Here is a 12,219-nt window from a genome sequence, read left to right on the forward strand (position 1 = left end):
CGCCCGCCCGGACGGGCAGGCGCGGCCGCGAAGGTCAGTCGAGCTGCGCCGCGACCGCCTCGGTCAGGTCGAAGTTGGCGGTGACGGTCTGCACGTCGTCGTCATCCTCGAGCGTGTCGATCAGCTTCATCAGCTTCTGCGCGTGGTCCAGATCGCCGACCTCGGTCGGGGCCTGCGGCTTCCAGATCAGCTTGGCGGTCTCGGATTCGCCCAAGGTCGCCTCGAGCGCCGCCGCGACCTCGTTCAGGTCGGTGTCGGCGCAGTAGATCCAGTGGCCCTCGTCGTCGGATTCGACGTCCTCGGCCCCCGCCTCGAGCGCCGCCATCATCACCGTGTCGGCGTCGCCGACGCTCGCGGGATACATGATCTCGCCCACCCGGTCGAACATGAAGCTGACCGAGCCGGTCTGGCCGAGGTCGCCGCCGTTCTTGGTGAAATACGACCGCACGTTCGAGGCGGTGCGGTTGCGGTTGTCGGTCATCGCCTCGACGATGATGGCGATGCCGTTCGGGCCGTAGCCCTCGTAGCGGATTTCCTCGTAGTTCTCGGCGTCACCGCCCTGCGATTTCTTGATCGCGCGGTCGATCACGTCCTTGGGCATCGAGTTCGACTTGGCCTCTTTCACCGCCAGCCGCAGGCGCGGGTTCTTGTCGGGGTCCGGGTCGCCCATCTTCGCCGCGACGGTGATTTCCTTCGAGAGCCGCGAGAAGAGCTTGGCGCGCAGTTTGTCCTGCTTGCCCTTGCGGTGCTGGATGTTGGCCCATTTGGAATGGCCTGCCATGGGGTGCGTCCTTTGTGCGGCGGCGCCGCCCTGCGGGGCGCCGGAAGGGGGATGCGGCGGGGCTGCGACGGCCCGGCCGCCGCCTTCGGCGGGCGCCGCCGGGCCAGCCCCCCGGGTGCAGCGCGTTCTAGTCGCCGCCGCCCTGCCCCGCAAGCGGGGCCACGGCCCCGGCCCGGCTGCCGGCACGCTGAGCGGCGTCGAGCACGAACAGCCGGATGGCGGTGGCGAGCCCGACCTCGGGCGGGCGGCCCGCGTCGATCAGCGCGATCAGCCCGGCCCTTGTGGTGCCCTGCGCCGCCGCTACGGCGCCGAGCCCGCGCCAGAACGCATCCTCGAGGCTGACGCTGGTGCGGTGCCCCTCGATGGCGACCGACCGCTTGAGCGGCGCGGTCATCGGCGGCAGGGCGAGCGGGTCAGCGGTCATCCGCATCCCCCTCGGGCGCAATCCGGTGCTGGTCGAGCGTGCGGCTGGCGCGGTCCTGCCGGGCCGCCTCGGCCTCGCGCTCGGCCTTGGGCCGGCCGAAGCGGGCGGCGTTGGCGTCGGCTTGGCGCCGGGCTTCGGCCCGCTTCTGCGCCTTGCGATAGCGGTTGAGGTTGGTGATCTCGGCCATGCGTCCCCGCGGTGTGCGCCCGACCGGCGCGCGCGCAGCATAGCCAGTTTCGCGGCTCCGGTCACGCGCCGGCGAAAGCGGGTTGCGGGCGGCGGCTGTTTCCGTAATGTTATATTATTACAACAACTGGAGACCGATCCATGCCCCACCCCTCCCCTCGCCTGCACGCGCGCCTCGGCGCACTGGCGCTCGTCGCGGCGCTCAGCGGCGTTGCGCTGTCCCCGCTCGCCGCGGTTGCCGAAAGCAAGCCGGCGCACAGCCACGATCACGTCCATGACCACGCCAAGGACCCCGCTGCGGCCAGGATCTATGCCGGCCACTTCGACGACGCCCAGATCAAGGCGCGGACGCTCGCCGACTGGGCGGGGAAATGGCAGTCGGTGCATCCGCTGCTGGCGGACGGGACGCTCGACCCGGTGATGGCCGACAAGGCGGCGCATGGCGACAAGACGGCCGAGGGCTACAAGGCCTACTACGACACCGGCTACAAGACCGACGTGGACCGGCTGACCATCGACGGCGACCGCGTGACCTTCCACCGCAAGGGCGGCGACGTGACCGGCGTCTATGCCGACGACGGGCACGAGACGCTGACCTATCCCAAGGGCAACCGCGGGGTCCGCTACAGCTTCCGCAAGACCGGCGGGGATGCGGCGGCGCCGGGGTTCATCCAGTTCAGCGACCACAGGATCGCGCCCGAGGCGGCGGACCACTTCCACCTCTACTGGGGCGACGACCGCGCCACGGTGCTGGCCGAGCTGACCAACTGGCCCACCTACTACCCCGCCGCGATGACCCCGGCCGAGATCGTCGACGCGATGCTCGCCCACTGACCGCACGCAGGGCGCCCCTTCCGCCGGGCGCCCTGCCCCCCCGCGCCGCCGCGTCGCGGCTTGGCCCGCGGCCCTGCGCGCCTAGATTGACGCCGTGACCACGGGGACGCAGGACGGGACGCATGAAGGAACCCACGCAGGACCGCCGACGGCCGGGCCGGGCCCGCCGGCTCGTCGCCCTGCTCGGGGCGGCGCTCGTGCTGCTGGTGGTGCTGGCCGGCACCAACACGCTGCGCAACAAGGCCGGCATCGCCATCACCGACAACACGCCGGCCGAGCGCCGGGCGCTGCTCGAACCCTTCTGGCGGTTGGTCGGGACCGACGCCGCCCCCCCGCCCCCGGTCGAGGGCGCCGCGGCCCTGCTGATGTCCGGCTGCGACGGCCCGCACGACAACATGGACTATTGGGGCGCGGTGCTGGCCGGCGCCGGGCGCCCGGCGCTGGTGGTGGACAGCCACGGCCCGCGCGGGCTGGGCGAGTTCGACCTGTGGCGGCTGGTCTGTGCCGGGCAAATCCTTCCGGGCGCCGAGCGGGCCGGCGACGTCGCCGTGGCGCTGGCCGCGACGCGGGCCGCGCGGGTGACGCTGCTCGGCGCCTCGCACGGCGGCTGGACGGTGATGGAGCTCATGGCGCAGCTCGCCACCGGGGAGGTGCCGCCCGGCCTGACGGCGTGGCCGGCTCCGCCCGCCGACCTCGCGCGGCGGATCGACCGGGTGGTGCTGCTCTATCCCTATTGCGGGGCGCTGAACGGCGCCGCGGCCGGCGACTGGTCGGCGGCCCCGCCGATCCTGATGGTGCTGGGCAGCGAGGACCGGGTGATCAGCACCCCCGACTGTCAGGCGATGGCCGAGGCGCTGCGCCGCCGCGGCGCCGACATCCGGGTGATCGAACTGCCGGGGATCGACCACGGCTTCGACCAGGCGGAACGCTCGCCCCTTTCGCCGCTCAGGCTGGTGCCCGAGGCGCGCGCGGCGACGCGGCGCGCGGTGCTCGGGTTCCTCGATGCGGGCAACCGGCGCTGACGCAGCCCGTCAGGCGCCCGCGACCTCGACCTGCTCGCCCAGCGTGTCCTTGAGCCACAGCTCCTGCACCGCGACCAGCACCGTGAGCGCCAGCGGCACGGCCAGCAGCACGCCGATCACCCCGAACAGCGTCCCGAACACCGCGAGCGAGAAGATCACCACCACCGCGGGCACCTGCACCGTCCATTGCTGGACGCGCGGGACGAGGACGAGGCTCTCGATCTCCTGAATGGCGATGGCGGCGGCGAGGGTCCAGAGGATCGTCTCGAGCCCGACAGGGACCGCGGTCAGCACCGCGATGGCCCCGGCGAGGAACGGGCCGAGCATGGGGACGAAGTTCAGCACCCCCGCGATGACCGCGAGCGCGGTGGCCGAGGGCAGGCCGATCAGCGAGTAGGCGGCAAAGGACATCGCCCCGATCGCGACCATCACGATCAGCTGGCCGACGAACCACCCGCTCAGCGCATGAGCGATCGAGTCCATCGCCTTGCCGACCCCGGCTCGCTGGGCCGCCGGGAACAGCAGCAGCGTCCCGCGCCGGTAGAGCGCCGGGTCGAGCGCGAAGAACACCCCCGCGCCGATCACCAGCAGAAGCTCGATGACCGACGAAAACGCGTTGATGCCGTAGCGCGCCACGTTGCCCACCATGCCGGGGTCGATCAGGTCGGGCGCGAGCTGGTCGACCATCTTTCCCGGGTCGAGCTCGATCGGCATCCCCAGCGTCCCCGCCACCGCGTCGATGGTGTCGGGCAGCGCGCCCAGCACGGCGGCGATCTGCTGGTAGAGCTGGCCCCAGACCAGCCAGATGAAGAGTCCCAGCAGTCCGATGGTCCCCAGCGCGGCGATCACCACCGCCCATGTGTAGCGCAGCCCCGTCCACCCGGCGAGGCGCCGCCCGGCGGCCGAGATCAGCACGCCGACCAGCACTGCGGCGAAGATCAGCACCGCGACATAGGACAGCCGCCACAGCAGCAGCGCCGCGGCGCCGAGCGCGATCACGATGAGGGTGCGGCGGGCGAAATCCCAGTCGGTGAAGCGGTCGGTCATGGCAGCGCCCCTCATGTGCAAAGGGCCGCTGCCCCGTCGCGCGGCAGAATGGGGGAAGCGGCGGGGCCGGGCAAGCGGCCGCGGCCCGAGGCACCGCGGCGTCACGGGGCGGGCGCGCGAGGGTCGGTGGTGCCCAGCCTGTGAGCAAACGCGGCGAACACGCCCCGGATCGGGTCGTTAACGGACCCGCGCGCGCCCCCGTGGTTTGACCCCCGAGTCCCGCGCTGTTATTGACGCCCGGACCGGGATCGGAAGGCACGAGGGAAGGGGACCGCCGACGCATGACCATGTGGGGCACCTTTCTCAAGCCGATGCACCCCGAGGGCTATCGGTTCGTCGGCATCTTCGCCGCCGTCACGCTGGTGCTGTTCCTCGTCTGGGCGCCGCTCGGCTGGCTCGGGCTGGGCCTCACGATCTGGTGCTATTACTTCTTCCGCGATCCGCCGCGCGCCGTGCCCCAGGGCGAGGGGCTGGTCGTCAGCCCGGCCGATGGCGTCGTCTCGCTGATCGGGCCGGCGGTGCCGCCGGCGGAGCTGGGGATGGCGCCGGTGGCGCTGACGCGGGTCAGCGTCTTCATGTCGGTCTTCAACTGCCACGTGAACCGCGCCCCCGTCGCGGGGCGGGTGGCGGCGGTCGCCTATCGGCCGGGGAAGTTCTTCAACGCCTCGCTCGACAAGGCCAGCGACCAGAACGAGCGCAATGCGCTCTGCCTCGAACTGGCGGACGGGAGGCAGCTCGCGGTGGTCCAGATCGCGGGGCTGGTGGCGCGGCGGATCCTGTGCTGGTCGCGCGAGGGCGACAGCCTCAGGACCGGGCAGCGCTTCGGGCTGATCCGCTTCGGCTCGCGGCTCGATGTCTATCTGCCGCCCGGTGTCGCGCCCATGGTCGCGGTGGGACAGACCATGGTCGCGGGTGAGACCGTGATCGCCGAGCTGGGCCGGCCAGGGGCAGCGCGTGCTGCCGTGATCGACTGACCATGCTCAGGCACAGGGAACGACCGACGCGATTGTCCCTGACGCAGCTTCTGCCCAATGCGCTGACGCTTGCGGGGCTGTGTGCCGGAATGACGGCGATCCGCTTTGCCGTGCTGGGGCAATTCGACCGCGCGGTGCTGCTGATCCTGCTCGCCGCGGTCCTGGACGGGGTGGACGGGCGCCTCGCCCGGACGCTGCGCAGCGAAAGCGCCATGGGGGCCGAGCTCGATTCGCTGTGCGATTTCGTGAACTTCGGGGTAACGCCGGCGCTGGTCCTGCATCTGTGGGCCCAAGGCGGGGCCGGAGGCTTCGCGTGGATCGCCGCGCTGCTCTATGCCTCGGCCTGCGCGTTGCGGCTGGCCCGGTTCAACATCAGCAGCCGCCAGGCGGCGGCCGCACCGAAGCCGAAGAAGAGCTTCACCGGGGTGCCCTCGCCGGCGGGGGCGATGCTGGTGCTGCTGCCGATCTTCGTGGCCCTGCTGATCCCCGGCGCCGGGCTGCACGCGGCCGTGTGCGGGTTGTGGATGATCGCGGTCGCCGCGCTGATGGTCAGCCGGCTGCCGACCCCCGCGATCCCCTCGGTGCGGGTGCGGCCGGATCAGGCGCGGCTGATCCTGCTCGGCGGGCTCGCTCTGGGCGCGGCGCTGCTGACCTATACCTGGCTGACGCTGGTCCTGCTGGACACCGCCTATCTGCTGCTCTTGGCGTGGACGTGGAACCGTCATCGCCAATCGTCCCCTGCAAAGGAGCGCTGAATGGACCTTCACGCCGTCGAGAAGTCCTATGCCCGCTGGGCGCCGATCTACGACCGGACCTTCGGCGCCCTCACCGGCGTCGGCCGCCGCCGGGCCACGGCGCTGCTCAGCCGGCTCGGCGGGTCGGTCCTCGAGGTCGGGGTGGGCACCGGGCTGGCGCTGCCGCTCTACGGCCCGACCGTCAGCGTGACTGGCGTCGATTACAGCGCCGAGATGCTCGAAAAGGCCCGCGCCAAGGTCGAGGCCGAAGGGCTGGACCGCGTCACCGCGCTGCGCCGCATGGATGCCCGCGCGCTGGAGTTTCCCGACGCGAGTTTCGATCATGTCGCGGCCATGCACGTGATCTCGGTCGTGCCCGAGCCGGAGAAGGTGATGTCCGAGATCGCCCGGGTGCTGCGCCCCGGCGGCAGCGTGGTCATCGTCAACCACTTCGCCCGTGATACCGGCCTGCTGGCCCGGGCCGAGCGGTTGGCCGCGCCGCTCGCCAACCTGCTCGGCTGGCACTCGGACTTCGACCGGGCCCGCGTGCTGGGCGAGCCGAGCCTGACGCTGGTCGAGGAATGCACCCTGCCGCCGGCGGGGATGATGACCCTGCTGCGGCTGGTGAAGGCGGCGTGAGCGCGTGTCGCCGGTGCGGCCGGCAGTCGACCGACGACGGGAGGCGGGCAGATGCCACCGCGGGTGAAGGCTCGCGGTTCGTCCGTCGGGACGAACAGCCGATCAACGCCCCGATGCGGCGCGCCCGACAGTCATCACAGTGATCTCGAGAGGGTCTTTCGACACCCGGCGTGGGATGTCTGGAGCGGGTGAAGGGAATCGAACCCTCGTCGTAAGCTTGGGAAGCTTCTGCTCTACCATTGAGCTACACCCGCGTGCGGCCTGCGATAGCGCGGGGCGGCGGCCGGGTCAAGCGGCGACGCGCGGCGGGCGCGGCGTCAGAGCAGACCCATCGCCGCCAGCTCGCGCGCCAGCCGGGGCGGCAGCGCGGTTTCCTCGGCGCGGCTCGCCGGCAGGTCGGGGGGCGCGTCGGCGGCCTCAAGGTAGCGCCAGCCCTGAAAGGCGCGGCGGGGCACCGCCGCCACCCGGACCAGCGCCGGGTCGAGGATCAGCGCGCAGCGGGCGATGCCGTCGGCCCCGGTGCGCGGCTCGATCCCGATCAACCGCTGCCGGGCCAGCATCGTCCCCTTGAACACCCAGTAGAGCGAGCCGCCGGCCAGCAGCTCGTCGGCGCGCTTGGGCTGCATCCGGGTCACGTGCTCGGCGGCGCCCCCGCCGAAGCGGTCGCGCTGCCAGCGCTCGAGCGCCTCGGGGTTCGCGGCGCCAACGCACAGCTTCATCATGTGGAGGGGGGCGGTCATGCCTGCCATATAGGCCCCGCCCGCGGCGGTGAACAGGGTCGGGCCCGTCAGTTCACCCGCTCGGTCGGGTCCTTCAGCCGCGACATCATGTGCGGCGCGGCAAAGCCGTGGAAGACGATCGACACGAGGATGATCAGCGTCATCACCGCCCAGAGCAGGCGCCCCGTCTCGATCGAGAAGGGCGCGTGGCCGAGGCCGTAGGCCATGTAGTAGATCGACCCCACCCCGCGGATGCCGAGCAGGCTGACCGCGGCGCGCGAGGCGGGCGAGAGCCCCGCCCCGGTCAGCGCCACCCAGCCCGCGACCGGGCGCACGACCAGCAGGAACAGCGCCGCGACGACCCCGCCGGCCCAGCCGAGCGGCGCGAGCAGCCCCTGCCCCACGGCCATGCCGAGCACGAACATCACCACGATCAGTCCCATGATCTCGGTCTGTTCGACGAAATGATGCAGGTCGCTGTGGATCTCGTGCCGCGCCTCGACCCGGCGGAACGCCAGCGCGGCGACGAAGACCGACAGGAAGCCGTAGCCCTCGACCGTCTCGGCCAGCCCGTAGGACACAAGCATCAGCCCGAGCGCGAGGAATGCATCCGCGACGCTGCCCGCGGGCGCGACGCGGAAGGCGAGCCAGCCGGTCAGCCGCCCGATGACCACCCCCACCGCCAGCCCGGCGGCCAGCCGCCACAGCACGTCGTGCAGCACCCAGTCGCGCAGCACTTCGGCGGTGAAGCGGCCGCTGTCGCCGGTCACCTGCCCCTCGACCGCCATCGCCGCCGCAGCCGCCAGCGCCAGATGCACGAAGGGGAACGCGAGCCCGTCGTTCAGCCCCGCCTCGGAGGTCAGGGCAAACCGCGCCTCGTCGCCATCGCCCTCGCCCGGCGGGCCGACCTGGACCGAGGCCGCCAGCACCGGATCGGTCGGCGCCAGCGCCGCCCCCAGCAGCAGCGCCGCGGCGAGCGGCAGGCCCATGAGCCCCCAGCCCAGCAGCGTCATCGCGCCGATGCAGAGGATCATGGTGATCCCGAGCAGCCGCCACGTCGTCCCCCAGCTCGTCAGCCCCAGCGGCCGGTCGATCTTGAGCCCGCAGCCGGTCAGCGACAGCAGCACGACGAGTTCTGTGACGTGGGTGATGATCGAGCCGCCGTCGAGCACGTCGATGGTCGGCAGGTCGAGGAAGAAGCCGGTGGCGATCCCGCCAAGCACGCAGGCGATGGGCAGCGTCACCACCCGCGGCAGCCGGTAGTGGGCGACGATCGGCGGCACCAGCGCGGCCGTGAGGATACCGGCCCCGAACAGGGTCAGGAACAGCGGATAGGTCAGGTCGATCATGCGCCGTGCCTTGCGTCGGGTATCGCCGATCAGTGCGGGGGGCGCGGGGGGCTGTCAACTGCCTCGCGCGGCCGTGCACGTGCCGGGGCCGGTGTCGTCGGGTCAGGGCCGCGCGGCCGTCGCGCCGCACCCGGCGCGCGCCGCTTCCGGCTGCCGGAAACCCGCGGGGGGCGGCTTGCCTCAGGCGACGCCGCCGCGCATGGTCTGCGCCGCGGCCCCGGCAGACCGCCGACCGACCCCGTTCCTGACCCGAGGCCCCCGCCCATCATGTCCACGTTCCTGTTGCTGCTCGTCGCCGGCTTCTTCGGCGGGATGCTGAACGCCGTCGCGGGCGGGGGGACGTTCATCACCTTTCCGGCGCTCGTCTTCACCGGAGTCCCGGTCGTCGCCGCCAACGCCACCACGACGGTCGCGGCGCTGCCCGGCTACCTTGCCGCGGCCCTCGGCTTTCGCCGCGACATCGCCCGCATCGACCGGGCGCTCGTCACGCGGCTGACGCTCTGGACCATGCTCGGGGGTGCGGTGGGGTCAGGGCTGCTGCTTGTGTCGTCCAACACGGCCTTCGCCGCCATCGTGCCGTTCCTGCTGCTTGCCGCCACGCTGGTGTTCCTCGGCGGCCCCCGCATCCGCGAGATCGCCAGCCAGTATCGCGGCGGCGTCACCGCCTTCGGCGCCGGGACCATGCTGCCGGTGGCAATCTACGGGGGCTACTTCAACGGCGGGCTGGGGATCGTGCTGCTGGCGCTCTTCTCGCTCTGGGGGATGACCGACCTGCACGCGATGAACGGGCTGAAGAGCTGGCTGTCCTTCGCGCTCGCCATCATCAGCTTCGCGATCTTCGCCGCTGGCGGGCAGATCGTCTGGTGGGAATGTCTCGCCATGTCGGTGGGCACCATCCTCGGCGGCTTTCTCGGAGCCCCCGTGGCCCGCCGCATCCCCGTCCGGGTGCTGCGCGGGTTGATCGCGGTCGTCGGGTTCGGCATGACGGCGGTATTCTTCTGGCGCCTCATCAACGGAGCATGACCATGGCGGACATCAAGCGCATCGAGACCGGCAACCGCATGAGCATGGCGGTCGTCCACAACGGCACGGTCTATCTGGCCGGGCAGGTCGGCAAGCCGGGCGAGAGCGTGACCGACCAGACCCGCGAGGTGCTGGCGCAGGTGGACCGCCTGCTGGCCGAGGCGGGGACCGACAAGACCCGCATCCTCTCGGCGCAGATCTGGCTGGCCGACATGGCCGACTTCGCCGAGATGAACGCCGTCTGGGACGCATGGGTGCCGCAGGGCCACACCCCGGCCCGCGCCACCGGCGAGGCGAAGCTCGCCACCCCCGACTACAAGGTCGAGGTGATCGTCGTCGCGGCGCTGTAAGCGAAGCGACTAGCGCGGCCCGTATGCGGACCACCCGGCGGGGCTATTCAACGGCCCCGTCGGCGGACTCGTCGGCTTCCCACCCGACCATTCCGTAAGGCTCAGGCGGCGCGCGGTTCCAGCGCGCCGATCACGGATCGAGCCGCCCGCAGGCCGGGCGGCTCTCCGCCCCGGCCCAGCCGCTCCATCGTCAGCTGCATCGCGGCCAGCTGTTCGCCGCGCATCGCCTCGTCGTCGAGCAGCCCGACCAGCGCCGCGGCCATCGGGCCCGGCTGGCAGCGCCGGCCGAGGAACTCGGGGACCGCGCGGGTCTCGCTCACCAGATTCACGAGCGTCACCGTGTCGGTCTTGAGGAGCCAGCCGACCAGCATCCGGCTGAGCGGCGCCATGTCGTAGCCGATCACCATCGGCACCGCGTTGGCGGCGAGCTCGAGGCTGACCGTGCCCGACGCCGCCAGCGCCAGGTCGGCGGCGGCAAAGGCCGCGCGCTTCGCGGCCGCATCCTCGACCACCACCGGGGCCGAGGGCCAGCGCTTGGCCATCGTGCCGACCATGTCGGCCACCCCCGGCACGGTCGGCAGGACCACCCGGATCTCGGGCACCCGGTCGCGCATGCGCATCAGCGCCTCGTCGAAGCGCCCGCCGAGCCGCGCCACCTCGCCCCGGCGCGAGCCGGGCAGGCACAGCACCAGCGGCGCATCCGGGGCGATGTCGTGGGCGGCGCGAAAGGCCGCGGCCTCACCGGCCGTCGCGCGGGGTTGGGACACCACCGGGTGGCCGACGAAATCACAGCTCATCCCCGCCTCGTGCATCAGCGGCGGCTCGAAGGGCAGGATGGCGAGGACATGGTCGATGACCTCGGCCATGCGCTCGGCGCGGCCCGGCCGCCAGGCCCAGACGGAGGGGGCCACGTAGTGAACGGTGCGGATGCCGGGCGCGGCCTCGCGCACCCGCCGCGCCACGCGCAGGCAGAAATCCGGGCTGTCGATGGTGATGAGCACGTCGGGCCGGAAGGCGAGCGCCGCCTCGGCGGTCTCGGCGATGCGGCGCTTGAGGGCGCGGTACTTCGGCAGCACCTCGACGAGGCCCATGACGCTGAGCTCAGACATCGGGAACAGGCTCGTGAGCCCCTCGCCCGCCATCAGCGGCCCGCCGACGCCGGCGATGGAGAGGTCCGGGTCAAGCTGGCGCAACCCGTTGATGAGCGCCGCACCCAGCGCATCGCCCGAGGGCTCGCCCGCGATCAGGAACGCGCGCATCGCGGACCCCCGACGTGGCAGGGGGATTCGGGCCAGTCAGACGTCCTCCGGCGCCGCGAACAGGCGTCTTTCTGGTTCAAATCCCCGATTCCGCGCGTGCCCACAGGAACAGCCCCGCCTCGTTCGCCGCCGCCTCGGTTTCGGCGCGGTCCAGCACCAGAACGCCGCCCGCGGCCCAGACGATCCCCGACAATCGCGCGGCGGCGGCCTGTGCCACCGTCTCGGGGCCGATTGCGGGCAGGTCGATGCGGCGGTCTTGCCCAGGCTTCGGTGCCTTGTAAAGCACCCCGCTGCGCGGCGTCTCCCGCGTGGCGGCCACGAACTCCAGCATCGCCGCGGTCCCCGGCAGCGTCTCGAGCGCGAGGCAGAGGCCGCCCGCCACCACGCAGCCCTGCCCGATGTCGAGCGGCCCCGTCGCGGCGAGGATCGCCGCCGCACGGTCCGCGTCGGCGCGGTCGCCCGCCGTGGGGGCGCCGGCCAGCACCCGCTCGCCCGGCAGCAAATCGGGGCGCAGCGTCTCGGCGCCGACCACGGACAGGCCCCACTCCTCGAAGATGGCAATGAGTTCGCGCAGCGCCGCGTCGTCGCCCTGCCCCATCGCGGCGGCGATGCGGGGGACGAGGGTGGCGGTGCGGGGATCGAACGCCTCGGGGTCAAGCCGCGGGCGGCGCACGGCCCCGGCAAAGGCCACCTGCGTCACGCCCTCGTCGAGCAGCCGGCCCATCAGCGGCACCAGCCGTTCGAGCCGGAACGGCTCGGCCGCAAGGGCCGGGGTGACGCCTTCGAGGGCGAAGACCAGCGGCGCCTCGACCGCCTCGGCCAGAAGCACCGGCAGCCGCCCGGCCCCGGCGATGATCGCGGTGCGGGTCATCCGCCGT

Annotated in this window: 15 protein-coding genes and 1 tRNA gene; 7 read left to right on the top strand and 9 right to left on the bottom strand. The window is 72.3% G+C overall.

Translation table 11 applies throughout. From position 1 onward, the window contains the following. Window positions 1-34 precede the first annotated feature (34 nt). The 3 genes from BLW17_RS07040 to BLW17_RS07050 form a co-directional block, all read right to left on the bottom strand. On the bottom strand, window positions 35-781 hold the full coding sequence (locus BLW17_RS07040) for a YebC/PmpR family DNA-binding transcriptional regulator (RefSeq protein WP_036734085.1): 747 nt from the start codon (window positions 779-781) through the stop codon (window positions 35-37). A gap of 127 nt (window positions 782-908) precedes the next feature. Further along, window positions 909-1,205: a ribbon-helix-helix domain-containing protein gene (locus BLW17_RS07045; protein ID WP_074826372.1), complete on the bottom strand. Its 297-nt coding sequence runs from the start codon at window positions 1,203-1,205 to the stop codon at window positions 909-911. After that, window positions 1,195-1,392, bottom strand: a complete 198-nt coding sequence (locus tag BLW17_RS07050; RefSeq protein WP_036734083.1) for a DUF4169 family protein — start codon at window positions 1,390-1,392, stop codon at window positions 1,195-1,197. Before BLW17_RS07050 ends, BLW17_RS07045 begins: the two co-directional genes overlap by 11 nt. A 140-nt stretch (window positions 1,393-1,532) precedes the next feature. Here BLW17_RS07050 and BLW17_RS07055 point away from each other — a divergent pair, with 140 nt between their 5' ends. Beyond that, window positions 1,533-2,225, top strand: a complete 693-nt coding sequence (locus BLW17_RS07055; protein WP_052176431.1) for a ZinT family metal-binding protein — start codon at window positions 1,533-1,535, stop codon at window positions 2,223-2,225. Between the two features lie 122 nt (window positions 2,226-2,347). Beyond that, on the top strand, window positions 2,348-3,247 hold the full coding sequence (locus BLW17_RS07060) for an alpha/beta hydrolase (RefSeq protein ID WP_052176430.1): 900 nt from the start codon (window positions 2,348-2,350) through the stop codon (window positions 3,245-3,247). A gap of 9 nt (window positions 3,248-3,256) precedes the next feature. Here BLW17_RS07060 and BLW17_RS07065 read toward each other — a convergent pair whose 3' ends face one another. After that, on the bottom strand, window positions 3,257-4,294 hold the full coding sequence (locus BLW17_RS07065) for an AI-2E family transporter (RefSeq protein ID WP_036734081.1): 1,038 nt from the start codon (window positions 4,292-4,294) through the stop codon (window positions 3,257-3,259). Between the two features lie 230 nt (window positions 4,295-4,524). Here BLW17_RS07065 and BLW17_RS07070 point away from each other — a divergent pair, with 230 nt between their 5' ends. Genes BLW17_RS07070 through BLW17_RS07080 form a run of 3 tightly spaced genes read left to right on the top strand, consistent with a single transcriptional unit; the run spans window position 4,525 to window position 6,641 of the window. Next, window positions 4,525-5,268, top strand: coding sequence for a phosphatidylserine decarboxylase (locus BLW17_RS07070; RefSeq protein ID WP_269429084.1), 744 nt, complete (start codon window positions 4,525-4,527; stop codon window positions 5,266-5,268). A gap of 32 nt (window positions 5,269-5,300) precedes the next feature. Further along, the gene (locus BLW17_RS07075; RefSeq protein ID WP_231572791.1) at window positions 5,301-6,023 is read left to right on the top strand and encodes a CDP-alcohol phosphatidyltransferase family protein; all 723 of its coding nucleotides are present in this window, start codon (window positions 5,301-5,303) and stop codon (window positions 6,021-6,023) included. Beyond that, window positions 6,024-6,641, top strand: a complete 618-nt coding sequence (locus tag BLW17_RS07080; RefSeq protein WP_036734075.1) for a class I SAM-dependent methyltransferase — start codon at window positions 6,024-6,026, stop codon at window positions 6,639-6,641. Window positions 6,642-6,821: 180 nt separating this feature from the next. On the opposite strand, the gene BLW17_RS07085 is transcribed toward BLW17_RS07080, so the two are convergent. The 3 genes from BLW17_RS07085 to BLW17_RS07095 all read right to left on the bottom strand — a co-directional run bounded on the left by BLW17_RS07085 (window position 6,822) and on the right by BLW17_RS07095 (window position 8,709). Further along, a tRNA-Gly gene (locus tag BLW17_RS07085) sits at window positions 6,822-6,895 on the bottom strand. Window positions 6,896-6,958: 63 nt separating this feature from the next. After that, window positions 6,959-7,381, bottom strand: coding sequence for a DUF1489 family protein (locus BLW17_RS07090; RefSeq protein WP_036703290.1), 423 nt, complete (start codon window positions 7,379-7,381; stop codon window positions 6,959-6,961). Between the two features lie 47 nt (window positions 7,382-7,428). Further along, a complete protein-coding gene (locus BLW17_RS07095) occupies window positions 7,429-8,709 on the bottom strand; it encodes a cation:proton antiporter (RefSeq protein ID WP_036734073.1) in 1,281 nt (426 codons plus the stop codon). Between the two features lie 267 nt (window positions 8,710-8,976). Between BLW17_RS07095 and BLW17_RS07100 the strand changes: the two genes are divergently transcribed. After that, entirely contained in the window at window positions 8,977-9,732 is a 756-nt protein-coding gene (locus BLW17_RS07100) for a sulfite exporter TauE/SafE family protein (protein ID WP_036703271.1), read from the top strand. Window positions 9,733-9,734: 2 nt separating this feature from the next. Then, window positions 9,735-10,082, top strand: coding sequence for a RidA family protein (locus BLW17_RS07105; RefSeq protein WP_036734071.1), 348 nt, complete (start codon window positions 9,735-9,737; stop codon window positions 10,080-10,082). A 101-nt stretch (window positions 10,083-10,183) separates the two neighbouring features. Here the strand turns inward: BLW17_RS07105 and lpxB are convergent, their stop codons facing one another. Together lpxB and BLW17_RS07115 are read right to left on the bottom strand one after the other, a co-directional pair. After that, on the bottom strand, window positions 10,184-11,341 hold the full coding sequence (gene lpxB / locus BLW17_RS07110) for a lipid-A-disaccharide synthase (protein WP_036734069.1): 1,158 nt from the start codon (window positions 11,339-11,341) through the stop codon (window positions 10,184-10,186). A 76-nt stretch (window positions 11,342-11,417) separates the two neighbouring features. Further along, a complete protein-coding gene (locus BLW17_RS07115; protein ID WP_036734067.1) occupies window positions 11,418-12,212 on the bottom strand; it encodes an LpxI family protein in 795 nt (264 codons plus the stop codon). Between the last annotated feature and the right edge of the window lie 7 nt (window positions 12,213-12,219).

The sequence above is a fragment of the Paracoccus sanguinis genome, assembly GCF_900106665.1.
In the GTDB taxonomy this organism is placed as follows: Bacteria; Pseudomonadota; Alphaproteobacteria; order Rhodobacterales; family Rhodobacteraceae; genus Paracoccus; species Paracoccus panacisoli.